Source organism: Cnuibacter sp. UC19_7 (assembly GCF_042699995.1).
GTDB lineage: Bacteria > Actinomycetota > Actinomycetes > Actinomycetales > Microbacteriaceae > Cnuibacter.
Genome location: NZ_CP170560.1, coordinates 2787646 through 2810352 on the forward strand (window position 1 = coordinate 2787646; position 22707 = coordinate 2810352).

Annotated in this window: 20 protein-coding genes and 1 pseudogene; 13 read left to right on the plus strand and 8 right to left on the minus strand. The window is 71.8% G+C overall.

Annotated features, from left to right (window positions below; all coding sequences use genetic code 11):
* Positions 1-29: 29 nt before the first annotated feature.
* From ACFJGV_RS13280 to ACFJGV_RS13315, 8 genes and pseudogenes are all read left to right on the plus strand, one after another.
* Positions 30-827 (plus strand): annotated as a pseudogene (locus tag ACFJGV_RS13280) (extracellular solute-binding protein); the annotation flags it as partial.
* A 73-nt stretch (positions 828-900) separates the two neighbouring features.
* Positions 901-1365 carry an extracellular solute-binding protein gene (locus tag ACFJGV_RS13285; RefSeq protein ID WP_378144462.1) on the plus strand — a complete coding sequence of 155 codons (465 nt, stop codon included), beginning with the start codon at positions 901-903 and terminating at the stop codon, positions 1363-1365.
* 46 nt (positions 1366-1411) lie between these two features.
* Complete coding sequence (locus ACFJGV_RS13290) at positions 1412-2368, plus strand: carbohydrate ABC transporter permease (RefSeq protein ID WP_378144464.1); 957 nt, start codon at positions 1412-1414, stop codon at positions 2366-2368.
* Positions 2368-3276, plus strand: coding sequence for a carbohydrate ABC transporter permease (locus ACFJGV_RS13295; protein ID WP_378144466.1), 909 nt, complete (start codon positions 2368-2370; stop codon positions 3274-3276). Before ACFJGV_RS13290 ends, ACFJGV_RS13295 begins: the two co-directional genes overlap by 1 nt.
* Positions 3277-3319: 43 nt before the next feature.
* Positions 3320-4549, plus strand: a complete 1230-nt coding sequence (locus tag ACFJGV_RS13300; RefSeq protein WP_378144467.1) for a family 1 glycosylhydrolase — start codon at positions 3320-3322, stop codon at positions 4547-4549.
* A gap of 101 nt (positions 4550-4650) precedes the next feature.
* The gene (locus ACFJGV_RS13305) at positions 4651-5733 is read left to right on the plus strand and encodes a YbdK family carboxylate-amine ligase (protein ID WP_378144468.1); all 1083 of its coding nucleotides are present in this window, start codon (positions 4651-4653) and stop codon (positions 5731-5733) included.
* 205 nt (positions 5734-5938) lie between these two features.
* Positions 5939-6430, plus strand: coding sequence for a hypothetical protein (locus ACFJGV_RS13310; RefSeq protein WP_378144469.1), 492 nt, complete (start codon positions 5939-5941; stop codon positions 6428-6430).
* 38 nt (positions 6431-6468) lie between these two features.
* A complete protein-coding gene (locus ACFJGV_RS13315; RefSeq protein ID WP_378144470.1) occupies positions 6469-7044 on the plus strand; it encodes an RES family NAD+ phosphorylase in 576 nt (191 codons plus the stop codon).
* Positions 7045-7069: 25 nt separating this feature from the next.
* Here the strand turns inward: ACFJGV_RS13315 and ACFJGV_RS13320 are convergent, their stop codons facing one another.
* From ACFJGV_RS13320 to ACFJGV_RS13350, 7 genes are all read right to left on the minus strand, one after another.
* A complete protein-coding gene (locus tag ACFJGV_RS13320) occupies positions 7070-8812 on the minus strand; it encodes an alpha-glucosidase (protein WP_378144471.1) in 1743 nt (580 codons plus the stop codon).
* Between the two features lie 162 nt (positions 8813-8974).
* Positions 8975-10210: an ABC transporter permease gene (locus tag ACFJGV_RS13325; RefSeq protein ID WP_378144472.1), complete on the minus strand. Its 1236-nt coding sequence runs from the start codon at positions 10208-10210 to the stop codon at positions 8975-8977.
* The gene (locus tag ACFJGV_RS13330) at positions 10207-10959 is read right to left on the minus strand and encodes an ABC transporter ATP-binding protein (protein ID WP_378144473.1); all 753 of its coding nucleotides are present in this window, start codon (positions 10957-10959) and stop codon (positions 10207-10209) included. The genes ACFJGV_RS13325 and ACFJGV_RS13330 overlap by 4 nt, the downstream gene beginning before the upstream one ends.
* Entirely contained in the window at positions 10956-12479 is a 1524-nt protein-coding gene (locus ACFJGV_RS13335) for a hypothetical protein (RefSeq protein WP_378144474.1), read from the minus strand. Before ACFJGV_RS13335 ends, ACFJGV_RS13330 begins: the two co-directional genes overlap by 4 nt.
* Positions 12466-13425, minus strand: a complete 960-nt coding sequence (locus ACFJGV_RS13340; RefSeq protein ID WP_378144475.1) for a hypothetical protein — start codon at positions 13423-13425, stop codon at positions 12466-12468. The genes ACFJGV_RS13335 and ACFJGV_RS13340 overlap by 14 nt, the downstream gene beginning before the upstream one ends.
* Before the next feature lie 266 nt (positions 13426-13691).
* The gene (locus tag ACFJGV_RS13345; RefSeq protein ID WP_378144476.1) at positions 13692-14102 is read right to left on the minus strand and encodes an NUDIX domain-containing protein; all 411 of its coding nucleotides are present in this window, start codon (positions 14100-14102) and stop codon (positions 13692-13694) included.
* Between the two features lie 35 nt (positions 14103-14137).
* Positions 14138-15502 carry a glutamyl-tRNA reductase gene (locus tag ACFJGV_RS13350; RefSeq protein ID WP_378144477.1) on the minus strand — a complete coding sequence of 455 codons (1365 nt, stop codon included), beginning with the start codon at positions 15500-15502 and terminating at the stop codon, positions 14138-14140.
* Between the two features lie 93 nt (positions 15503-15595).
* On the opposite strand from ACFJGV_RS13350, the gene hemE reads away from it, so the two are divergent.
* Together hemE and ACFJGV_RS13360 are read left to right on the plus strand one after the other, a co-directional pair.
* Positions 15596-16699, plus strand: coding sequence for a uroporphyrinogen decarboxylase (gene hemE, locus ACFJGV_RS13355; protein ID WP_378144478.1), 1104 nt, complete (start codon positions 15596-15598; stop codon positions 16697-16699).
* Positions 16696-18216, plus strand: a complete 1521-nt coding sequence (locus ACFJGV_RS13360; protein ID WP_378144479.1) for a protoporphyrinogen/coproporphyrinogen oxidase — start codon at positions 16696-16698, stop codon at positions 18214-18216. The genes hemE and ACFJGV_RS13360 overlap by 4 nt, the downstream gene beginning before the upstream one ends.
* A 64-nt stretch (positions 18217-18280) precedes the next feature.
* On the opposite strand, the gene ACFJGV_RS13365 is transcribed toward ACFJGV_RS13360, so the two are convergent.
* Positions 18281-19045: an HNH endonuclease family protein gene (locus ACFJGV_RS13365; RefSeq protein WP_378144480.1), complete on the minus strand. Its 765-nt coding sequence runs from the start codon at positions 19043-19045 to the stop codon at positions 18281-18283.
* A gap of 141 nt (positions 19046-19186) precedes the next feature.
* On the opposite strand from ACFJGV_RS13365, the gene ACFJGV_RS13370 reads away from it, so the two are divergent.
* The 3 genes from ACFJGV_RS13370 (at position 19187) to ACFJGV_RS13380 (ending at position 22676) form a co-directional block, all read left to right on the plus strand.
* Positions 19187-20221, plus strand: coding sequence for a LacI family DNA-binding transcriptional regulator (locus ACFJGV_RS13370; protein ID WP_378144481.1), 1035 nt, complete (start codon positions 19187-19189; stop codon positions 20219-20221).
* 116 nt (positions 20222-20337) lie between these two features.
* Positions 20338-21501, plus strand: a complete 1164-nt coding sequence (locus ACFJGV_RS13375; RefSeq protein WP_378144482.1) for a Gfo/Idh/MocA family protein — start codon at positions 20338-20340, stop codon at positions 21499-21501.
* On the plus strand, positions 21498-22676 hold the full coding sequence (locus tag ACFJGV_RS13380) for a dihydrodipicolinate synthase family protein (RefSeq protein ID WP_378144483.1): 1179 nt from the start codon (positions 21498-21500) through the stop codon (positions 22674-22676). Before ACFJGV_RS13375 ends, ACFJGV_RS13380 begins: the two co-directional genes overlap by 4 nt.
* The last annotated feature ends 31 nt before the right edge of the window (positions 22677-22707 follow it).

The window sequence follows — 22707 nt, forward strand, 5'->3', positions numbered from 1 at the left end:
CGTTGAACGACTACGAAAGGGAAGAGTCGATGAAGACACAGCACCCGCGCGGCGGACGGGCTCGACGCCCATTCCGCGCGCTCACGGCCGTGGCGGGGATCGCCATCGCCGGTCTCGCGCTCGCCGGCTGCACAGGGCAGGGGTCGGGCGGCGGAGGCGCCGCCGAGACCGACGCCTCCGGCAAGGTCACGCTCGACTTCTGGAACGGCTTCACCGGTCCCGACGGGCCCGCCCTCCAGAAGGTCATCGACGACTTCAACGCCTCGCAGGACAAGGTGGAGGTGACCGCGAACATCATGCCGTGGGACACGCTCTACCAGAAGGTGCTCACGTCGGTGGCCTCCAGCGACGGGCCCGACATCATCGCGATGTCGGCCTCGCGCATGCCGCAGTTCGCCAGCCAGGGGCTCTTCATGGGCGTCGACGACTACTACAGCGACGACTCGCACGACTCGAAGGCGCTCAACCAGGCCGCCATCGACGCGTCGGTCTTCGACGGCACCAACTACGGCGTGCCCGTCAACTACACGCCCATGATGCTGTACTACAACAAGGACCTCTTCACGGCCGCCGGCCTCGATCCCGAGAAGCCGCCGACCACGTGGGACGAGTTCGCCGCCATGGTGCCCAAGCTCACGGTCGACCAGGACGGCGACGGCAAGCCGGACCAGTACGCCATCGCGCTCGGCGACCACGAGACCGTGCCGATCTACCCCTCGCTCCTCTGGGGCACCGGCGGCGGCATCGTCTCGGACGACGGCAAGACCTCGACCCTGGCCGACCCCGCGTCGCTCAAGGCGCTCGACTTCTGGGTGTCGCTCATCCGCGACCAGAAGGCGACGCAGATCGGCATGTCGGGGGGCGGATGCGGACAAGCTGTTCCAGACGGGCAAGGCCGCCATGGAGATCGTCGGCCCGTGGATGACCAGCGGATTCGACCAGGCCGGCCTCAACTACGGTCTCGCCAAGCCCCCGGCCGGTCCCAGTGCCCCGGCCGTGCTGGCAGACGTGGTGTCGATGGGCCTGCCCGCCAACACGAGCGATGAGAAGAAGGCGGCGGCGTACCAGTTCTTCGCCTACTGGAACTCGGCGGAGGGCCAGACCACCTGGGCCGACGGCTCCGGATTCCCGCCGAACCGCTCCGACGTGGCCGACAAGGTGACGACCAGCCCGTACCCCGCGATCTTCGGAGCGCAGGACGTCGCCGACGACGCGAAGCTGCTGCTCCCCGGCATCGCGCAGGGAGGCCCGATCCTGGAGACGGTCTTCACCCCGGCCCTGCAACGTGCCCTGAACGGCGAGGGATCGGTGCAGGACATCTTCACGGCGGCCTCCGCCGACGTCCAGTCCCAGCTCGGCAAGTGACCACAGGGGAGGGCGGGTGCGCCCGCCCTCCCCGGAAGGCTCGATGATGACGACGACAGTCGGACCCCCGACGGAACGCGCGGCCGCTCCGCGCCCCGCGCCTCCCCGTCGACGGCGACCCCTGCTCAAGGCGAACGGCCGCCGTGCGCTCACCGCATGGCTGTTCCTCACACCCTCGCTGATCGTGCTGCTGGCGTTCACGCTCTACCCGATGATCCAGGCGGGCTATCTCTCGCTCACCGACTACAACCTCATCAGGGCGGCGAAGTTCGTCGGGCTCGACAACTACGTCGAGCTCTTCCAGGATCCGGCGTTCTGGAACGCGTTCGGCAACACCGTGCTGTACGCGGTCGTGGTCACCCCGGTGACCGTGGTGCTCGCGCTGCTCTTCGCACTGATGCTCAATCAGCGCTTCGTGGGCCGGTCGTTCGCGAGGACGGCGATCTTCCTCCCCTTCATCGTCTCGCTCGGCATCATCGCCATCGCCTGGGCGTTCCTCCTCGACCCCAACATCGGGCTGCTCTCCTACTGGCTCGGCCAGATCGGGATCGTGCCCGAGCAGGGGTGGCTCAACGACCCGCGCTACGCGATGGCGGCGGTCATGGCCGTCGGCGTCTGGAAGAACGTGGGCTTCTACATGGTGATCTACCTCGCCGGCCTGCAGTCCATCCCCGGCGAGATCTACGAGGCGTCCCGCCTCGACGGCGCGGGCCCGTGGCAGCGGTTCCGCAGCGTCACGCTGCCCCTGCTGTCGAACCAGACGCTGCTCGTCTCGGTGCTCGCGCTCATCGCGACGCTGCAGGCGTTCGACCAGATCTGGGTGATGACCCACGGCGGACCGTTCTTCCGGACCGAGACCCTCGTCATGCTCGTCTACCGCGAGGGCTTCCAGCAGCTGCGCTTCGGCTACGCCTCCGCGATCTCGTTCGTCCTCCTGGTGTTCGTCTTCATCCTCTCGATGGTGCAGTTCGGATACCTCCGCCGGAAGCAGGTGACCTACTGATGGCCGTCAGCACCGTCCTCGGACGCTCCGACCTCGGCGACCCGACCGAGCCGGGCCGTCGAGCGCGCCCCTCCCGCCGTCCCGGCACCGGCGGCCAGCGCGCCGTCACCTGGATCCTCGCGGTCACCATGGTCGTCGTCGGCCTGCTCATGCTGCTGCCGATCATCTGGATGATGTTCACGGCGTTCAAGCCGGAGAGCGACATCGTCAGCTACCCGCCCACGCTGTGGCCGCGCGAGCTCACGATCGACCACTTCATCGACGTCTGGAACCGGATCCCGTTCGCCCGGCTCTACGTCAACACCATCGTCTTCGCCGGTGGAGTCACCCTGATCTCGCTGCTGTTCGACTCGATGGCGGCCTACGCGCTCGCCCGCATCCCGTTCAAGGGGCGCGCGATCGTGATGGTGCTCATCCTGGTGCTGCTCATGCTGCCGTTCCAGGTCACGCTCATCCCGCTGTACGACATGCTGAACGGGATGGGGCTGACGAACACCCTGCCGGGCCTCATCATCCCCAGGATGACGAACGCGTTCGGCATCTTCTTCCTCACGCAGTTCTTCCTCTCGCTGCCGAAGGACCTCGAGGAGGCGGCGCGCGTCGACGGCGCGTCCGAGTGGCGGATCTACTGGGGCATCGTGATGCCGCTGGCTCGCCCCGCTCTGCTCACCCTCGGGCTGTTCCACTTCCAGTACAACTGGAACGACCTGCTGTGGCCGCTCGTGATGTCGTCATCGGTCGAGACCTCGACGCTGCCCGCCGGACTGTCGCTGTTCATGGGCCAGCACGTCGTCGAGTACGGACTTCTCATGGCCGGGTCGCTGCTGTCGCTGGTGCCCGTGATCCTCTTCTTCCTCCTCATCCAGCGCAGCTTCGTCGCGGGCATCGCCACGACGGGGCTCAAGTGATCCGCCACTCCCGCTCCCGTCCCCTCGTCCCGGAAGGACACGCATGACCGAGACCCCCTGGTACCGCGACGGTCGACTCCACTACGGCGTCGGCATCGAAGACACCTTCATCCCCCAGGAGGCCCTCGGCCACCGCAAGCTCGACGAGTATGAGCTCACCCAGCACTACGCGCGGTGGGAGTCGGATCTCGAGCTGGTGGCCGAGAGCGGCGCCGAGTTCTTGCGCTGGGGTGTGCCGTGGTACCTCGTGGAGCCCCGCCCGGGGGAGTTCGACTGGTCGTGGACGGATCAGGTGACGGCGAAGATGCGCGACCTCGGGCTGCGCTGCGTGGTCGACCTCATGCACTACGGCACCCCGCTCTGGCTCGACAACGCGTTCATCAACTCGGCCTACCCCGAGCGTGTGGCTGCCTACGGGCGCGCCGTCGCCGAGCGGTACGGGGACGTGTGGACCGACTACACCCCGCTCAACGAGCCCTTCGTCAACGCCGAGTGGACCGGGCAGAACGCTCTCTGGCCGCCCTACCTGCACGGTCAGGACGGCTTCGTGCGCGTGATGATGCAGCTGGCCCGTGGGATGGTGCGCACGCAGCAGGAGATCGCGGCCGTGCTGCCGTCGGCGACGTTCGTGCACGTCGACGCCGGCTTCCTCTACGAGGGCGAGACCAGTCCGATGCCGCGCGACCTCATGGAGCTGCGGCGCACCCTCTCGCTCGACCTCATCACCGGACGCCTCGACGAGCACCACCCCATCCGTCCCTACCTCACCGAGCACGGGGTGACCGCATCCGACCTGGAGTGGTTCCGTGCGAACGCCGTGACCCCCGACGTGATCGGCGTGAACTACTACCCGCGCTTCTCGAACGGCCGGGTCGAGGACGGCGTGTTCACGCCGGTGCGGTCGGATGCACGGGGCCTGCGCGAGCTGGTCGAGCTGTACTCGGAGCGTTACGGCCTGCCGATGGTGATCACCGAGACCTCGCTGGTCGGCACGCCGGAGGAGAAGATCGAGTGGCTGCACGAGTCGGCGGCCGAGCTGAACGCGCTGCGCGCGGAGGGGCATCCGATCGGCGGCTTCACCTGGTTTCCCTTCTTCACCCTGGTCGACTGGCTGTACCGCTTCGACCAGAAGAAGCCCGACGAGTGGTTCATGGAGTTCGGGATCGTCGACCTCGTGCGCGGCGCCGATCAGGGGCTGGAGCGGGTGCCGAACGCCGCCTTCGAGGTGTTCCAGCGGCTCGCCGCCGAGGGGCGCGGGCCCGCCGCGGTCTAGGAGTTCTAGTCGTGGGGCGGCTCGCCGGCTCGTGATCGGGCTACGTAGGAGTCTGCCGTCAACCCCGACGATCGGCGGGATGCGGCGGCTACGCTGACGGCATGGAGCTGCGGCGCTTCGGCATCGAGGAAGAGGTCACCCTCGTCCACACCGACACGCTTCGGCCCGTGCCGGTCGCGGCCACGGTGCTCGCGGAGCTGCGTCGCTCGGAGGCGCTGGCGGCGAACGTGTCGCACGAGCTGCTCGCCTCGCAGGTGGAGTACTCGTCGCCCGTGTTCGAGACGCTCGACGAGGCGCGCGGCCACCTCCGCGCCTGGCGGCAGGCCGTCGCCGACGAGGCCGCTCGCGTCGGCGCGCTGCCGTTCCACTCGGGCACGCCGTTCGACGCCGACGACCCGCCCGTCATCACCGACGACCCCCGGTACCGGATGCTCGCCGCCGACCAGGGTGAGGTCATCCGCCAGCACCAGATCCAGGCGACGCACGTGCACGTCGGCGTGCACTCGCCCTCGGACGGTGTCCGCGCGCTGAACGGCGCCCGGCCGTGGCTGCCCGTGCTGCTCGCCCTGAGTGGCGGCTCGCCGTTCTGGCACGGCCGCGACACCGGCTTCGAGAGCTGGCGCACCCTCCAGATGCGCCGCTGGACCACGAACGGCTGCCCACCCCGGTTCGCGGATGCGGATGACCACGACGCGCGGCTCGCCCTCCTGGTGGGGGTGGGCGGCACCGACGACATCGCGTCGATCGCCTGGTACCTGCGGCTGTCCGCGCTGCACCCCACCCTCGAGTTCAGGGTGTTCGACGCTCAGCTCGACCCCGAGGTGAGCGTGCTGCTCGCGGCCCTGTGCCGGGCGCTGGTGTGCACCGAGGACGCTGAGGCGGCGGCGCACCCGGTCGCGCTCGACGGGGAGCTGATCGACTCGTCGCTGTGGCACGCGGCCCGGTCGGGGGTGTCGTCGACGCTCGTCGACCCGCGCACCGGGGTCCTGGCGCCGGCCCGCGCGGTGGTCGAGGGACTCCTCGCCCTCGTCGACGACGGCCTCGGCGCCGACCGGGACGCGGTGCAGGAGGGGGTGGTGCGCATCCTCGCCCTCGGCACGAGCGCTGCGCGCCAGCGGGCCGCCCTCGCGGCGGACGGCGTCGACGGGTTGCGCCGCCTCGCCGCGTCTGATGCGAGGGCGTGACAGCCGACGTCTCCGACGGTAGTCTGGATCGTAAGAAACGGAGGATCATATGTTTCGTGCTCTGAGAGCGGACGAGTCTGCGGCCCTCCGCGAGCTCCGAGACGTCGGGTCCTCGTTGGAGGAGGCCGCGCGGTTGGTCGCCGGTCTGCCGGAGCGCACCCGGGAGGAGCTGATCCTGGCGTCCGGGCCGGAGGGCGAATCTCGCATGAGGATCCTCGTCGACGTGCTGCGTGCCCGAGCGAGTGCGGATGCTCTGGCACCCGCTCTGGTCAAGCTCGACTCGAGCGCCACTCCCTCGGCCGCCCGTGCGGCGCAGGCCACCGAGAACGTCTGGCGGGCCATCGACGAGGAGTTCACCCTTCTGAGCAGCACCCAGGTGGCGGCCGCGCTCGGGGCGAAGAGCGGCAATCGCAGCTACGCGTCCGATCAGCGTGCCGCGCGGCGGATCCTCGGCGTCCGGCGCCTCAACTCCTACCTGTACCCCGGGTTCCAGTTCGATCGGGCGACCGGCACGGTGAAGCCCGCCGTTCCCGCGCTTCTGCGCGCGGCCGAGCGGGCGGGGCGGAGTGACGAGGGGCTCGCGCTCTGGCTGGTCGGTCCGACCACCTACCTCGGAGGCGACCGGCCCGTCGATCACCTCGACGAGGTGGACCGGGTCGTGAAGGTCGCGGAGGACGCCTGGGGCGTCGAGTGGTGACGCCCGATCCTCCGCATCCCCTCGACGCGGAGGATCACGTGATCGCTTCGGGGACGGCCCTCTACCGCGTCCACCGCAACACCCGCGAGGGCACGGTGTTCAACCCGGGAGTCGGCTCACGGACGCGCTTCGCGTTCTTCGGCGATCCGCCGGTCCCGTCCCTGTACGCGGCCGACACCGAGATCGCGGCCCTGGCCGAGACCCTGCTGCACGACATCCCCGTCACCGGAGGCCTGCTGCCACTCGACAGCTATGCGCCGTACGTGCTCTCCCTCATCCGGCCCCGACGTCCGCTGAGGCTGGCGTCCTTCCTGGGTACCGGGCTGCGGAGGCTGCGAGTCGGGGCCTCCGATCTGACGACCACCGAGGCGTCGGAGTACCCCAGGACGGTCCGCTGGGCCGAGGCCGCCCACGCGGCGGGGTTCGACGGGGTCGCCTACATGTCGCGCCAGATGAACACGAGTCGCGCCGTCGCGCTGTTCGGCGACAGGGTCACGTCCTCAGACCTCGAGGTCGACCCGGGGTACGGCAGGGCGTTCGCCATCCCCAGCGGCGGGCGGGACTGGCTGATCGACGTCTGCGCACCGATGCACGTCGACGTCCTGCTCGCCTGAGTCTCGCGGGATCCTGAGCTCCGCGCTAGACGGAGTAGACCTTCGCCTCCCAGGGTGCCAGCGGGGCGGCGACGTCGGGTGCGCCCTCCGAGCCGGGGAGGTTCGTCAGCAGCACCTCGGCGTCCTCCCAGCGCTCGAACACGCTCGACGCGAACCGCGGGATCCGCTCGTCGGACGACAGGTTCGTCACCACGAGCATCCGCTCGTCGCCGAGCACCCGCTCGAAGGCGAAGATCGCGTCGTCGCCCGCGTCGAGCCGCTCGAACGAGCCGTCGGCGATCACCGGATGCGCGTGACGCAGTGCGATGAGCGCCCGGTAGTGGGCGAGCACGGAGTGGGGGTCGTCGACCTGCGCGGCGACCGTGATGCGGTCGGCGTTCGGGTTGACGGCGATCCACGGGGTGCCGGTGGTGAAGCCCGCGTGCGCGGATCCGTCCCACTGCACGGGGGTGCGGGCGTTGTCGCGGCTCATCGACGAGAGGCCGAGGAGGGCCTCCGCCGGGCTCGAGCCCGACTCCAGGTCCTCGGCGTAGAAGTTCAGCGACTCGACGTCGCGGTAGTCGTCGATGGTCGCGAACGGCGCGTTCGTCATCCCGATCTCCTGACCCTGGTACACGTACGGCGTGCCGCGCTGCAGGTGCAGCATGGTCGCCAGCGCGGTGGCCGAGGTGCGCCAGTGCGCGCCGTGGTCGCTGCGGTCGTCGCCGAAGCGGGTGACCGAGCGGGCCTGGTCGTGGTTCTCGAGGTAGAGGCTGTTCCAGCCGGTCTCGGCCAGAGCATCCTGCCAGTGGGTGAGGTTGGCGGCCAGCTCGCCCGGTTGGAGGCGGCGGGAGCGGAACTTCGTCACCGGCCCGTGGTCGAGGCCGACATGCTCGAACTGGAAGACCATGTCGACCTCGTGGCGGCCGGGATCGGTGAAGCGGATCGCCTCCTCGATCGTCACGCCGGGAGTCTCGCCCACCGTGATGAGCCCATCCCGGCCGGCGAACACCTCGCGGTGCATCTCCTGCAGGAACTCGTGCATCCGCGGGCCGGACGTGTAGTGCGGCGCGCCGTTCGCGAGGGCGCGTCCTGGCAGCGGTGCGGCATCCGGGAGCGTCGGGTCTTTGGAGATGAGATTGATGACGTCCATCCGGAAGCCGTCGACGCCGCGGTCGAGCCACCACCGCATCATCGTGTAGACCGCGTGGCGGACATCCGGGTTCTCCCAGTTGAGGTCGGGCTGCTTCCGGTCGAAGAGGTGCAGGTAGTACTCGCCGGTGGTCTCGTCGAGCTGCCACACGGGGCCGGAGAAGAAGGACTCCCAGTTGTTCGGCGGTGAGCCGTCGGCACGTGGCTCGCGCCACCAGTACCAGTCGCGCTTGGGGTTGTCGACGCTCGACCGCGACTCGACGAACCACGGATGCTCATCGGAGGTGTGGTTGACCACGAGATCCATCACGAGCTTCATGCCCCGGGCGTGCAGGTCGGCCAGGAGGGCGTCGAAGTCGTCGAGCGTGCCGAAGACGGGGTCGATGTCCTGGTAGTCGCTGATGTCGTAGCCGTTGTCCGCTTGGGGGGAGCGGTAGATGGGGGAGAGCCAGATGACGTCGACGCCGAGCCGCTCGAGGTGGTCGAGCCGGCGGCGGATGCCGGGGAGGTCGCCGATCCCGTCGCCGTTCGAGTCCTGAAAGCTGCGGGGGTAGATCTGGTACACCACCGCGCTCTTCCACCAGTCGGGGCTGGTCGTCGTGCTCGCGGTGTCGTCCGTGCTGTCGGTGGGCGCCATGGCATCAAGTCAAGCACGCGCGTGCCTGCCCTGTTCAGCCTCCGACGGGCGGGGTGGGTGCAAGATGCAGGGGATGAGGGCCGTCGTCCATCATTGGGGCGCGAAGGGCCTGAGCCCCTGCGTTTTTCGAGCGACCGGCCCCGGCGAGCGGGTGCGAGATGCTCAGTCGGCGCGGAGCGCCTCGGCGGGCTCGATCCGGGACGCCCGCAGCGCGGGATAGCCGCCCGCCACCAGGCCGAGCAGAGCACCCGCGAGCACCGCGCCGGCCACGACGACGGGATCGAGCACGGGCGTCCAGCCGCTGACGGCCGCGACGACCACGATCGCCGCTACCCCCAGAGCGGCCCCGCTCATCCCGCCGAGGGCACCGACCAGGCCGGTCTCGACCAGGAACTGCACCGCGATGTCGGATCGCCGGGCGCCCAACGCCCGGCGGAGCCCGATCTCGCTCGACCGCTGCGCGACCGACAGGAGGGTGATGCCCATGATCCCTGCCCCGCCCGCGAGCAGAGTGATCCCTCCGATGATGAGGAACGCCGTCCCGAGGTCGCCGCGCACCCCGCCGCTCAGGCTGGTGACGTCGGCCGGGGTGCTCGCGTCGAAGGAGTCGGGGGCCGAGGGGGCGAGCGCGATCGGCGCCTGATGGGCGACGAGGGAGGAGGCGCCCGGGGCGGTGACGATCTCGAGGACGCGCGGAGCCGCGTATCCGAAGTCGCGTCGGGCAGCGGTGTCGGGGATGATCACCGCGCTCTCGAGCGCCGTCTGCACGGCGAGGCCGTCGACGATCCCGATCACCGTGTAGGGGAGGTGTCCGAGGAACACGGCCGGAGCGCTCGCGACATCGGTGATGCCCAGCGCGTCGGCCGCCTTCGCGCCGAGCACGGCGACCCGGTCGGCGCGCTCACGGTGTCCGGCGTCGAAGACGCGGCCGGTGGTGACCGTGGCGCCGGTGGCTGCGAGGATGTCGCCGACGGCGGCGGAGACGGTGGGGCCCGTGGTCGGAGCCGCCTCGGGGTCGTCGAGGTCGACCGCCGTGACACGCTCGCCGGCGAGGTCGACGTCGCCGACCTGCACCGCCGCCTCCACCCCGGTGAGGCGCGCCACACGATCCACGCTGTCGGCGGGCAGGGTGGCGACGGCGTGGTCCTTCCCGTCGGCCCCCTCGCTCGTCGCGGCCGACACCTCCACGTGCGTCGCCGCCACCGAGTCGAAGCGGGAGGTGACCTGCGCGGCGGCGGTCTGTCCTATGCCGACGGCGACGACGAGCGACCCGATGCCGATCACGGTCGCCGCCAGTGTGGCGAGGAAGCGGGACGGCTTCATGCCCACACCGACGACGGCCTCGCGCACGAGCGCCGCGAACCCCGCTCTTCCGGGACGGGCGCGGGGCGGCCTCATCGGGCCGCCGCCCCGGATACCCCACCCTCTGAGGCGGACTCGTCCCGGTCCTCCTCACGGATGCGGCCGTGCTCGAGGCGGATGCGACGACGGGCGAGCGAGGCGACGGCATCGTCGTGGGTGATGACCAGGATCGTCTGCCCGGCGCCGTTGAGGTCGGCGAAGAGGCGCATCACCCCGTCGGCGTTCTCGCGGTCGAGGTTGCCGGTGGGCTCGTCAGCGAGGAGCAGCCGCGGGTTCGAAGCGACCGCTCGTGCGACCGCGGCGCGTTGCCTCTCGCCGCCGGACAGCGTGGGTGGGAGAGCGTCGCGGCGGTGGGACAGCCCGACCGTCTCCAGTGCGCGCGCGGCGTCGGCCAGACGCTCAGAGCGCGAGCGGCCCGAGTAGAGGCCGGCGAGAGCCACGTTCTCGAGCACGGTGAGGCCGGCCACCAGATGGAAGGCCTGGAAGACGAAGCCGATCCGTTCCGCCCGCTCGGCCACACGGAGGCCATCCGGTGCTCGCGTCACGTCGAGGCCGCCGAAGAGGTGCCGCCCCCCGGTGGGACGGTCGAGCAGCCCGATGATCGAGAGGAGCGTCGACTTCCCCGCCCCCGACCGGCCGAGCACGGCGGTGTAGTCACCCTCCCGCACGACCAGGTCGACCCCGGCGAGCACGTCGACACTCGTGGTGCCCGTGGTGGATCTGCGATCGGCGGGAAGCGGGAACGAGCGGGTCACCCCGTCCAGGACGACGAGCGGCGCGCTCACCGTCCCACCACCACCCGCGCTCCGGCCTCGAGCCGCGGATCGTCGCCTCGGATCTCGACGAAGCCGCCGGCCGACAGACCGGTCGTCACCGCCACCGTCGCCTCTTCGCCGGACGCCTCGTCGGCGACCGTGACACGGCTCTCGCCGGTCGGCCCGGCGGTGAGCGCCGCCACGGGTGCGGCCAGCACCTCGCCGTCGGTCGACTCGATCGGGATGGTGACGCGGACGTTCTTCCCGCGCAGCGCATCCATGGTCTGCTGGTCGACGCCGACAGGGTCGAGCAGGAGACTCCGCCTCTTCTCGTCGCCGTCGGCCTCGTCTCCGACCTCGCGGATGACGGCCTGCAGCTCACGACCGTCGTCGGTGACGAAGGCCGCAGGCTGCCCGGCGACGAGGTGCTCGGCGTCGGAGGCGCTGACCGTGCCGTCGAGCAGGATGGCCGCGCCCGACAGGGAGACCGCGTCGGCGGTGAGCGTGCCGCCCCGCTTCGCCGACACCTCGTCGACGCGGCGCGGCAGGGAGGTGAGGTAGCGCACCTCGGAGGAGAGGAGCGGGGTGAGCGCGTCGTCTCGAGCCCGGGTGCGCTCCGCCTCGGCCTGGTTCTGCGCGGCGAGAGCGGAGTCGAGCGACGCCTGCTGGTCGGAGACGTTCGGAGCGCGGTCGAGCTCCGCGCGTCGCGCCTTCGCCAGCTCGACCGCGTCGGCGAGGGTATCGAGCTGCGCCTGCGACTCGCCCGCGGCCGCCGCGGCGTCGAACTCGCGCTGAGCCTGTCGCACCGCGTTGTCGGCGGCGAGCCGTTCGGCGGCGGAGACGCCTGCGCCGGCCGCTTCCACAGCGGACCGAGCGGCGGCGACCTGCGTGGCGGCATCGCTGACCGCGCGCTCCGCCGACTCGACCGCCCGGCGGGCATCCGGCGACGACTCGGGTGACGGGTAGCCCGCGCGCCGGTACAGCTCGTCGACCGCCGCCGCCGTGCGGGCATCGTAGACGTCGTTCGCGGCGTCGCCGGGGTCGATGCCGAGCGAGACGAGCGCGGCCTTGAGCTGGAGCACATCCGGACCGGAGTAGCCCGCCCGCAGCGAGCGATACGCGGGGAGCTCGCCGGGGAGCGCGATCACGGGCCTCCCCGCCACCTCGATGATCACCTGCGCGGCATCGACGACGGCGCCGACCTCGGGCACCCTGCCCGTCACGACGGCCGGGCCGCTCAGCGCGGAGACGTCGATGTCGAGGTCGACGGCATCCGCGTAGGTCACATCCGCTCGGGCCGTGATGGTGCTGCTGATCACCCGGGTCTCGAGGGGCGCGGTGATGCTGGCTGCCTCGGGCGCCGGCGGCTCAGCGGCCGAGGACGGGAGGACGGCGCGACCGAGGACGAGCCCCACCCCGAGTGCGACCACCGCGATGCCGGCGACGAGCGCGATGAGGCCCGGCCCGCGGGTGAGCGGGATCCGCCTGCGAGCAGGCGGGGGCGGCTGGGGAGCCTCGGGTACGGGCGTCGCCGGATCAGCGGTCGGCATAGCGCGCCACGAGGGCTTCGAGCTCGTCGCGGTGCTCGGCCACGTACGCGGCCTCCCGCTGGCGCACCTCTTCGGCGAGCGCGGCGTCGTACCCCGACTCCGCCGAGCAGTCGGCGTCGGCGGTCGCCGTCGCCACCTCCTTCGCCTGGAGGTCGCTGAGCTTCGTCGGGTCGGGCTTCCAGGTTGAGGCGTCGTTCTCGCTCAGGTCCTGAGGCATCTCGGCCCAGAGCGCGTCCATGTCGGCCTGGATCCTGTTCCGAGGGTCGTCCTTCGTCTCGAAGTCGTAGCCCGACGAGCCCATGCAGTCGACCCACGCACCGAGGGTGTCCCTCACCGCGGGTGACTCGGCCGCCTCGCCCTGGATCCTGGCCTGCGCCTGCATGACGGCGTTGACCTCCGGGTCGTCGAAACCCGCATCCTCGCCGATCACCTCATGGAAGGCGCGGCCGCTGCACCCGGACTTCGTCCAGTCGAACGTCGCATCGGTGTCACCCGCGTCGACGTCGACCGGCTCGCCGTAGAGCGCGTCTTGGTACGCGTCGAGCTGCGATTCGCTCAGCGAGTCGCGGTATTCCTGGTTCGGATCCTCGTACTCGCTCGGTTCGCCCCAGGGGTTGGTCGACACCCCGTAGCCGTAAGTGCGCATGAACTCCGGGCTCGACGGATCGAGCTCGTCGGCGCTCGCGACGACGAAGCCGCCCGAGTCGACGGAGGGCTCGTACTCGAACCCCAGCTCGGTCATGCAGCGAGCGGTGGCCTCCTCGATCCGGGCGTTGGTCTCGCGCTGGTCTTCCTCGGCGGGTGCGACCTGGATCCGCTCCAGGTAGTCCCGCAGCGGATGCGCGCTGGACTCGGTCGCGGACTGCGACGCGCATCCGGCCAGGAGCAGCAGGGCGGCGGTCGCACCGACGGCGGCGCGGAGGTGTGGTGCACGGGCGTGCGTCATCGTGATGAGCCTCTCCACCCCGACGGCACCGATAGGCGAACAATGCTCACATGCTAGGCGACGCCTCCGACACGCGCGCCCCCCGATGGCGTCCTCTTATGCTCCCTTCAGCTCCCGGTCAGCTGCGCCATGAGCGCCCCGCCACCCCAGCTTTCGCTGCCTCTTTGGAGTGTCGCCGGGTCAGTGGGCACGCGAAAGGTCAAAGGCGGCGCGAAACCACGGATGGGGGTGCGGGCGGGGCGCGAGCAGGGCGCGCGGGCGGCGGGTCAGTCGATCGCGCCCGTGGCGGCGAGGCGGCGGAGGATCTCGGCGCCGGCGGGCGGGCAGCGGTCGACATCGGCCGAGGTGGTCCAGTGGAGGGCGTCGACCTCGGCGGAGGCGACGGGCTCGAGCGACGCCGCAGCCGCGGGGGAGACGCCGAACACGGCCATCTCGACGAGGCGGCCTTCCGGCTCGCCATGGGCCTGCACCGCGATCGAGAAGAGCGGATGCACGTCCCGCTCCGTGAGGACCACGCCGATCTCCTCGTGCGCCTCGCGGACGGCCGCCTGCGCGGCGGACTCCCCGGCGTCGATCTTGCCGCCCGGCATGTAGTGCACCTCGCGGCCACGGGCGGTCACCATGAGCAGCCGCCGGTCGCGGATGAGCGCCACCACGGCCGTACGGATGGGCGGCAAGCCGCCGTCGGCTGAGACCGCAGGCCCGTCCACGCTCAGCGCGCGGAGCGGCGGAACGCGTCGAGAGAGACCGTGGTGCCGGCGTCGGTGTCGTCGGCAGCCTCGACCGCCGCCGCGGCGACCGCACCCGCCGCGCTCGCGGCAGCCCCGTCGAGCCCGAAGAGGGTCTCGAGCGCGGCGAACACCTCGTCGGAGCGGCCCTCGCGGGCCAGCTCGCGCGCCCTCACCGACGGGGTGTGCAGCAGCACGCCCACGAGGTGGCGCAGCGCGCGCTCCGTCTGCTCCGAGTCGCCGCGGCCCCTGGCCCGCTCGATCTCGGCGTCGAGCACGTCGAACATGTGCGAGCGCAGCGCGACGATGCCGGGCGTGACGGTCGCCTCGGCCTTGCCCGCCCGGTACTCGGCGGCGGCCTGGTCGACGAGCGCACGTGCATCCGACTCGGCGCCCAGCTCGTCGAGCGGGGCGTGGATGCTGATGGTCTCGAGGTCGAGCACCTCGTTGCCCTGCACCGCGGCGACACCGGTGTCGACGTTGCGCGGCAGGCCGAGGTCGATGATGAGGCGGCGCTCGACCGCTCCGGGCACCTCGGCCGCAGCGGTGACGTGGGCGGGCAGGAGCACAGGCTCCTCGGTGCTGGAGCAGGTGATGACCACGTCGGAGGCGGCGATCGCCTCGACCAGCGCGAGCGCGCCGGCGTCGCCCGCGACGGGCACGATCCCCTGCTTCGCGGCGAAGACCTCGGCGCGACCGGAGGGGGAGTAGACGCTGATGTCGACCACACCGCGCTCGCGGAGGTTGGCGAGGGTGACCCGCGCGTACTGGCCGGTGCCGACGAGGAGGACCCGCGTGCGCGCCCAATCGGTGATACGGCTCTCGGCGAGGTCGAACGCGAGGCGGGCGAGCGAGCGACCCGCGGCGCCGAGCCCGGTCTTCGTCTTGACCCCGCGCGACGTGCGGGCGGCGCGCTGGAAGAGACGCTCCAGGTCGGACGACGTCGTGCCCTCGAGGCGGGCGGTGGTGAGCGCGCGACGGACCTGCCCGGCGATCTCGTCCTCGCCCACGACGACCGACTCGAGCCCGGACGACACGGAGAACAGATGCTCGGCGACGAGGTCGCCGCTCAGCACGGTGAGCGAGTCGCGGAGCTCGGCGACGTCGGTGCCGGACGCGGCCCCGAAGCTCTCGGCGGCCTCCTCGACGGCGAGCGAGCATCCGGCGGTGAGGGGCTCCTCGATGTCGAGGTAGGCCTCGAAGCGGTTGCAGGTGGCGAGCACGACGGCGCCCTGCACGAAGTCGCTGCCCTCGATGAGGGACTTGGCGACGGTGGGTGCCCCGACCGAGAGCTTCTCGAGGAGATCGAAGCTCGCGTTGCGATGATTCGCCGTGAGACAGATGAGCACCGGCCAAGTCTACGCCCGTCGAGCCTGAGGGCATCCCTGGTGCACCGTCGCCGAGGAGGAGAGGGCCCCAGCGGGCGCACGTAGGATTCCACCGTGACTCTCCCCGCCGATCATCCGCTCGCCACGGGACGCACGGCCTCCTCGCGTCTCGTCTCCGCCTACCGGGGAGTGCGGGGTGACGTCACGCCCGTCTGGTTCATGCGCCAGGCCGGCCGGTCGCTGCCCGAGTACCGCGAGCTGCGCGTCGGCACGCGGATGCTCGACGCCTGCCTCGATCCGGCCCTCGCCAGCGAGATCACGCTGCAGCCGGTGCGCCGGCACGGCGTGGATGCGGGCATCTTCTTCAGCGACATCGTCATCCCCCTGAAGCTGGCCGGGGTGGCGGTCGAGATCGAGCCCGGGCGCGGGCCCGTCTTCGCCGCACCGGTGCGGACCGCCGCCGATGTCGCGGCGCTGCCCGATCCTGCCGACGCCGACTTCTCGCCCATCGCCGAGGGTGTGGCGCGCACGGTCGCCGAGCTCGGCGACACCCCGCTCATCGGGTTCGCGGGGGCGCCGTTCACGATCGCGGCCTACCTCGTGGAGGGCGGCCCGTCGAAGGACCACATCCGGGCGCGCACCCTCATGCACTCCGATCCGGAGGCGTGGCACGCGCTCCTGACCTGGGTCGCTGAGGTGACCGGCAGGTTCCTGCGCACTCAGGTGCTCGCCGGTGCGAGCGCCGCGCAGCTGTTCGACTCGTGGGTGGGCTCGCTGTCGCGCGCCGACTACTCCGGCCGCGTCGCGCCGTACTCCGCCGCGGCGCTCGAGCACGTGCGCGATCTCGACGTCCCGCTGGTGCACTTCGGGGTGGGCAGCGGCGACGTGCTCGACCTCATGCACGGCATCGGGGTGGATGCGGTGGGCGTCGACTGGCGTGTCCCCCTCGACGAGGCAGACCGGCGGGTGGGCGCGCGGGCGACGCTGCAGGGCAACGTCGACCCGGCGATGCTCGCCGCCCCCTGGCCGGTGCTCGAGCGGCACGTGCTCGACGTGCTGCGCCGAGGTGCGTCGGCCCGTGCCCACGTGCTCAACCTGGGCCACGGCGTGCCGCCCGAGACCGACCCCGACGTGCTGACGCGGGTCGTCGAGCTGGTGCACTCGGCCACCGCCGAGCAGATCGCCGGGGTGGGCGCCGACGAGGGGGTGCAGCCGTGAGCCGGATCATCGTCATCGGCGGCGGCGTCGGCGGACTCGTCGCCGCCCGCCGGCTGGCCCACCTCGGCAACGACGTGACGCTCATCGAGCGCGAGCCCACCCCCGGCGGCCTCGTGGCGTCGCGCGAGGTGGCCGGCGTGCGCATCGACACGGGTGCCGAGAGCTTCGCCACCCGCAAGGGCACGGTCGCTCAGCTCGCGATCGAGCTGGGCCTCGGCACCGACATCGTCGAACCGAACCCGGACGGTGCCTGGCTGCGCTGGGACGACGACACGGCCCCGCTGCCGAAGACGGGGCTGCTCGGCATCCCCGGATCGCCGCTCGCCGACGACGTGCGCCGGATCGTGGGCTGGCGTGGATCGCTCCGCGCCTACTGCGACCGCCTCCTGCCCGTGCTGCGGGTGCGCAAGGAGACCGACCTCGGCGACATCGTGCGGCGCCGGATGGGCCCGCTCGTCCTCGACCGGCTCGTCACCCCGGTGGTCGCCGGGGTGCACTCGGCCGACCCCTCCGTCGTCGACGTGCAGGCGGTCGCGCCGGGGCTCACGCAGAACATGACCACGCAGGGCTCGCTCTCGGGCGCCGTCATGGCGCTCCGCGAGATGGCACCCGCGGGGTCGCAGGTGCAGGGCATCCGCGGGGGCATGGCTCGGCTCGTCGACGCCCTCGTGCGCGACTGCGAGAACTACGGCGTGCGCATCCGCACGTCGCACGAGGTGCTCGGCGTCGCCTCCGGCGAGGACGGGGGATGGGATGTGGCGGTCACCGTGGTGCCCGACGCCGGCCTCGAGCACGGCGACGGCACCGACGCCGCGGCCGCCTCGCGCCGCACCAGTGCCGACGCGCCCGTCACGGGCGAGGCCCTGCACGCCGACGCGATCGTGATCGCGACCGGCTTCCGCGCCGGCCTCCGCCTGCTCGGCCAGACCGGGGTCGGGGCTGACGGTCCCGCCATGCCCGGGCCCTCGGCGTGGCCCGAGCCGTCGTCGGTGACCATCGCGACGCTCGTCATCGACGACAGCCGGCTCGACGCGCATCCGCGCGGCACCGGAGTTCTGGTCGCCCCCGGCACGCCCGGCATCGGCGCGAAGGCGCTCACCCACTCGAGCGCGAAGTGGGCCTGGCTCGCCGAGTCGCTCCCCGCCGGCCGCCACGTGGTCCGGCTGTCGTACGGCCGGCGCGAGGCCGACGACATCGTCACCCCGACGGATCCGGTCGTCGACCAGGCGCGCGCCCTGTCGGATGCGGGTGCCCTGCTCGGCGTCGACCTGCAGCCCTCGTCCGTGGTCGGGTTCGCGACCACGGATTGGCCCGCGTCGCTCGCGTTCGCCACCGTGGGCCACAAGGCGCGCGTGAAGCAGACCCTCCGCGCGGTCGCCGAGGTGCCCGGCCTCGATGTCGTGGGCGCCTGGGTCTCGGGCACCGGCCTCGCCGCGACGGTGGAGCACGCGATCACGACCGCCTCCGCGCTGGCCGCCGAGCTCCGCGGCGCACGTCGCCTCGACCGGGACGAGTAGCGGCCGGCGGCGCATCGAGCGCGCGCTCGTCACGGGGAGCGGTGCCGAGCAGCCCGCGCCCGGACTAGGGGCAGGTGTCGAGGGTGGTGCTGATGGCGGCGCGGTCGGCGTCGTCGATCGTGAGCTGGTACTGCGCGACCACCAGGGTGAACACGGCGACGTAGGCGCACTGCGACTCCGTGTCGGGCGGGAGCCATCCTGCGGGGCCGGAGTCGGCCTTCGCGTTGTTGGCCTCGCCGTCCACGGCGACGAGCTCGACGGGGTCGTTGGCGAACTTCAGCTTCGTGACGGTGTCCCAGTCGGCCGCGCCGTTCCGCCACGCCCAGGCGAGGGGCACGATGTGGTCGATCTGGACGAGAGGAGAGGTCTGCTCGCCACGCTGGAAGTCGATCGTGGTGCCCGTGTACGGATCGTCGAGCACGCCCGCCGCGACCGTGCACCAGGATCCGGACTTCATCGTCGGGGCGTCGAGATCGCGGCGCAGGATGTCGTTGCGGGTGTCGCAGCCGTTGCGGTCCATGTCGGCCCACGGCTTCCCGAACGCCTCGCGGTCGTAGCCATCGATCGGCGTCGTCGCGGCCGGGATGGCGGCGAGAAGGTCTCTGACCACCTCGACGTCCACCCTCGGCGCCGCGGCAGGGCCCGGGCCGGAGCCGGCCGCCGTATCCGAACCCGAGCCGGGCGCCGAATCGGACGTCGGCTCGGAAGAGAGCAGGTCCTGATCCTCGAGGATCCACGTCAGCCCCCGCAGGGTGGGCCCGGGTGGTGTGGGGCTGGGACGCGTCAGCCAGGCCCCGAGCGCCCCGATCGCCAGCAGCAGGACCGCCACGCCGGCGATGATGAGCCGGTACCGACCGAGTCTGAAAGGGGCAGTCCGCACCCGTTCGAGTATGCCGTGCGCCGGCGGTGACCGAGCCCCGTCGCGCCGCAGGCCACCCGATAGGCTGACCCCGCTGGAGCTGGGAGGGCGATGCCGCAGGAGAGCCGGACCCCGGTCACGCTGAGCGACGTGGCGGCCCACGCCGGGGTGTCGCTCGCGACGGCCTCGCGTGTGCTCAACGGCAGCACCCGCCGGGTCCGCGCCCCGCTGCACGAGAAGGTGGTGGCGTCCGCCCGCGCCCTCGGCTACGTCGTCGATGCCCAGGCCCAGGCCGTCGCGCGGGGCACGAGCAGCACGATCGCGCTCGTCGTGGGCGACATCGCCGACCCCTACTTCTCCGGGCTGGCCGCCGGTGCGATCGCCGCCGCCCGCGCTCGCGGGATGACGGTGACCCTCTCGACGGTGACGGCCGATCCGCGGGACGAGGCGGAGGTGGTCGCCGCCCTCCGATCGCAGCGGCCGCGAGCGGTCGTCCTCGCCCGGAGCCGCCACGTCGACCCGGATGCGGGGGCCGGCCTCGCCGTCGAGCTCGACGCGTTCCGCGCCCGCGGCGGGTCGGTGAGCGTCGTCGGCGGGTCGACGCCCGCGGATGCGCGGACGGTGCGGGTCGCGAACCGGGAGGGTGCGGAGGCGCTCGCGGCGGCGCTGGTCGCCCGCGGATACCGGCGGTTCGGGGTGCTCGCGGGCGACCAGAGCCTCGCCACCCCGCGTGATCGGGCCGCCGGCTTCGTGACCGGGGCCGAACGGGCGGGCGTGCGGATCGCGCCGGAGCTCGTCGTTCCGGGAGAGTTCTCGCGCGACGGCGGGCACGACTCGGCCCTCGAGCTGCTGAGACGTCATCCCGACCTCGACTGCGTCTTCGCCGTCACCGACGTGATGGCGGTGGGCGCCATGGCCGCCCTGCGCGACCTGGGGCGCGACCCCGGCGCCGACGTCGGCGTCGCGGGGTTCGACGACATCGCCATGCTCGCCGACGTGCGTCCGTCGCTCACGACGGTGTCGCTCCCGCTCGCCACCATAGGTGAGCGCGCGGTCGAGCTCGCGCTCGCGCTGGAGGAGGAGCTCGAGACCCCGGAGCCGGTGGAGGGCGAGCTGCGCCTGCGCGACAGCACCCCCGCTCGCTGACTCCCCCCTCGACCCCTCGGTAGACCACCTCGCTGCGGAAAGCGCTTGCCACTCGCGGGCATTCTCGCTAGCTTGGAAAGCGCTTACCGTCAATGACAAGCCGAGAGGGGACGCAGATGTCCACACGAACCGTCCGCATCGCGATGAACGGCGTCACCGGTCGCATGGGCTACCGCCAGCACCTGGTGCGGTCGATCCTCGCGATCCGCGACGACGGTGGGGTCGTCCTGCCGAGCGGCGATCGCATCCAGGTCGAGCCCGTGCTGATCGGCCGGAACGCGGAGAAGCTCGCCGAGCTCGCCGCCCGGCACGGGGTGGAGGAGTGGTCGACCGACCTGGATGCGGTGCTGGCCGACCCGACGATCGACGTCTACTTCGACGCGCAGGTCACGAGCGCCCGCAAGGACGCGATCCTCGACGCCATCGCCGCGGGCAAGCACATCTACACCGAGAAGCCGATCGCGAACAGCGTGGCCGACGGGCTCGAACTCGTCGCGGCGGCGGAGTCCGCGGGCATCATCCACGGCGTCGTGCACGACAAGCTCTACCTGCCCGGGCTGCAGAAGCTCAAGCGGCTCATCGATGGAGGGTTCTTCGGCCGCATCCTCTCGGTGCGGGGCGAGTTCGGATACTGGGTCTTCGAGGGCGACTACCTCCCCGCTCAGCGCCCGAGCTGGAACTACCGCGCCGAGGACGGCGGCGGCATGACGCTCGACATGTACTGCCATTGGAACTACGTGCTCGAGAACCTGTTCGGCCGGGTGCAGGCCGTATGGAGCAAGTCGGTCACCCACATCCCGCAGCGTTGGGATGAGCAGGGCCGCGCCTACGAGGCCACCGCCGACGACGCGGCATACGGCATCTTCGAGCTCGAGGGCGATGTGATCGCGCAGATCAACTCGAGCTGGGCGGTGCGGGTCGACCGCGGCGAGCTGGTCGAGTTCCAGGTCGACGGCACCCTGGGGTCTGCTACGGCCGGGCTCTTCGGCTGCCGGGTGCAGTCGCGCGTCAGCACGCCGAAGCCGGTGTGGAACCCCGACCTCCCGACCGATCAGGACTTCCGGTCGCAGTGGGACCAGATCCCCGACAACCAGGAGTTCGGCAACGGGTTCCGTGCACAGTGGGAGCAGTTCCTCGCCGACGTCGTCGCCGGACGCCCGCACGCCTACGACCTCGCCGCCGGCGTCCGCGGCCTCCAGCTGGTCGATGCCGCGCTCGAGTCGTCGGCCGAGGGCCGCCGGGTCGAGCTCGAGCCGATCACGGTCGGGGTCTCCGGATGACCGCGACGGCATCCGCTCCCGGTGCCGGGGTGCGGGTCCCGACCGCGGACGGCACCACGACGATCACGCTCCACGAGCCGCGCGCGTGGGAGGAGCATCCGCAGCCCTACCGCTCGCGTGTGGCCTTTGCGGCCGCGCACGTGGTGGCCGACCCCCGCGGTGAGAACGTGCCGGGCGCTCCGGCCGCGATCGACTGGGATGCGACGCTGGCGTTCAGGAGGCACCTCTTCCGCTACGGTCTGGGTGTCGCCGAGGCCATGGACACCGCCCAGCGCAACATGGGGCTCGACTGGCCGGCCGTGCAGGAGCTGGTCTCCCGATCCGCGGCTCAGGCGGCGGAGCTGGGCGCGCGCATCGCGTCGGGGGCCGGTACCGACCACGCTCCGGAGGCGGCCACGACGGAGGCGGTGACCGCCGCCTACCTCGAGCAGGTCGAGTTCGTCGAGGGCACCGGTTCGCAGGTGATCGTGATGGCGTCGCGTCAACTGGCGCGCGCCGCGGCCTCCGCCGACGACTACCTCAGGGTCTACGACCGCATCCTGTCGGAGGTGTCGCGACCCGTGGTGCTGCACTGGCTGGGCGAGGCCTTCGACCCGCAGCTCACCGGGTACTGGGGCTCGACCGACGTCGACACCGCGACGGCCACGTTCCTCGACCTCGTCCGCGCGCACGCCGACAGGGTCGACGGGGTGAAGGTCTCACTCCTGTCGGAGTCGCACGAGATCGGCCTCCGGCGCGCCCTTCCCGCGGGCGTGCGCCTGTACACCGGCGACGACTTCAACTACCCGACGCTCATCCGCGGCGACGCGGAGGGTCACTCCGACGCACTGCTCGGCGCGTTCGCCGCCATCGCGCCTGCCGCCTCGGCCGCGCTCGCCGCCCTCGACGAGGGCGACCTCGCGCGGTACGACGCCGAGATGGCCCCGACGCTCGAGCTGTCGCGCACGGTCTTCGAGGCCCCGACCTTCTACTACAAGACCGGGATCGCGTTCCTGGCCTGGCTGGCGGGTCACCAGGACGGCTTCACCATGGTCGGCGGCCTCCAGTCGGCCCGCAGCCTCACTCACCTCGGGCGGGTGTTCGCCCTGGCGAACGAGGCGCGCCTGCTGCCCGATCCGGAGCTCGCGGCGCACCGGTTCGCCACACTCTGCGCCGCGCAGGGGGTGACCGCGTGAGTGCGGGCGAGGTGGCCGCGTACGAGGTGGA

Excerpts from the sequence above, each read along its gene's own strand:
- ACFJGV_RS13370 (WP_378144481.1), top strand. The coding sequence starts at position 19,187 with ATGCCGCAGGAGAGCCGGACCCCGGTCACGCTGAGCGACGTGGCGGCC.
- ACFJGV_RS13325 (WP_378144472.1), bottom strand. The coding sequence starts at position 10,210 with ATGAGGCCGCCCCGCGCCCGTCCCGGAAGAGCGGGGTTCGCGGCGCTC.
- ACFJGV_RS13305 (WP_378144468.1), top strand. The coding sequence starts at position 4,651 with ATGGAGCTGCGGCGCTTCGGCATCGAGGAAGAGGTCACCCTCGTCCAC.
- ACFJGV_RS13335 (WP_378144474.1), bottom strand. The coding sequence starts at position 12,479 with ATGCCGACCGCTGATCCGGCGACGCCCGTACCCGAGGCTCCCCAGCCG.
- ACFJGV_RS13320 (WP_378144471.1), bottom strand. The coding sequence starts at position 8,812 with ATGGCGCCCACCGACAGCACGGACGACACCGCGAGCACGACGACCAGC.
- ACFJGV_RS13310 (WP_378144469.1), top strand. The coding sequence starts at position 5,939 with ATGAGGATCCTCGTCGACGTGCTGCGTGCCCGAGCGAGTGCGGATGCT.
- ACFJGV_RS13295 (WP_378144466.1), top strand. The coding sequence starts at position 2,368 with ATGGCCGTCAGCACCGTCCTCGGACGCTCCGACCTCGGCGACCCGACC.
- ACFJGV_RS13375 (WP_378144482.1), top strand. The coding sequence starts at position 20,338 with ATGTCCACACGAACCGTCCGCATCGCGATGAACGGCGTCACCGGTCGC.
- ACFJGV_RS13340 (WP_378144475.1), bottom strand. The coding sequence starts at position 13,425 with ATGACGCACGCCCGTGCACCACACCTCCGCGCCGCCGTCGGTGCGACC.
- ACFJGV_RS13290 (WP_378144464.1), top strand. The coding sequence starts at position 1,412 with ATGACGACGACAGTCGGACCCCCGACGGAACGCGCGGCCGCTCCGCGC.
- ACFJGV_RS13285 (WP_378144462.1), top strand. The coding sequence starts at position 901 with ATGGAGATCGTCGGCCCGTGGATGACCAGCGGATTCGACCAGGCCGGC.
- ACFJGV_RS13300 (WP_378144467.1), top strand. The coding sequence starts at position 3,320 with ATGACCGAGACCCCCTGGTACCGCGACGGTCGACTCCACTACGGCGTC.
- ACFJGV_RS13380 (WP_378144483.1), top strand. The coding sequence starts at position 21,498 with ATGACCGCGACGGCATCCGCTCCCGGTGCCGGGGTGCGGGTCCCGACC.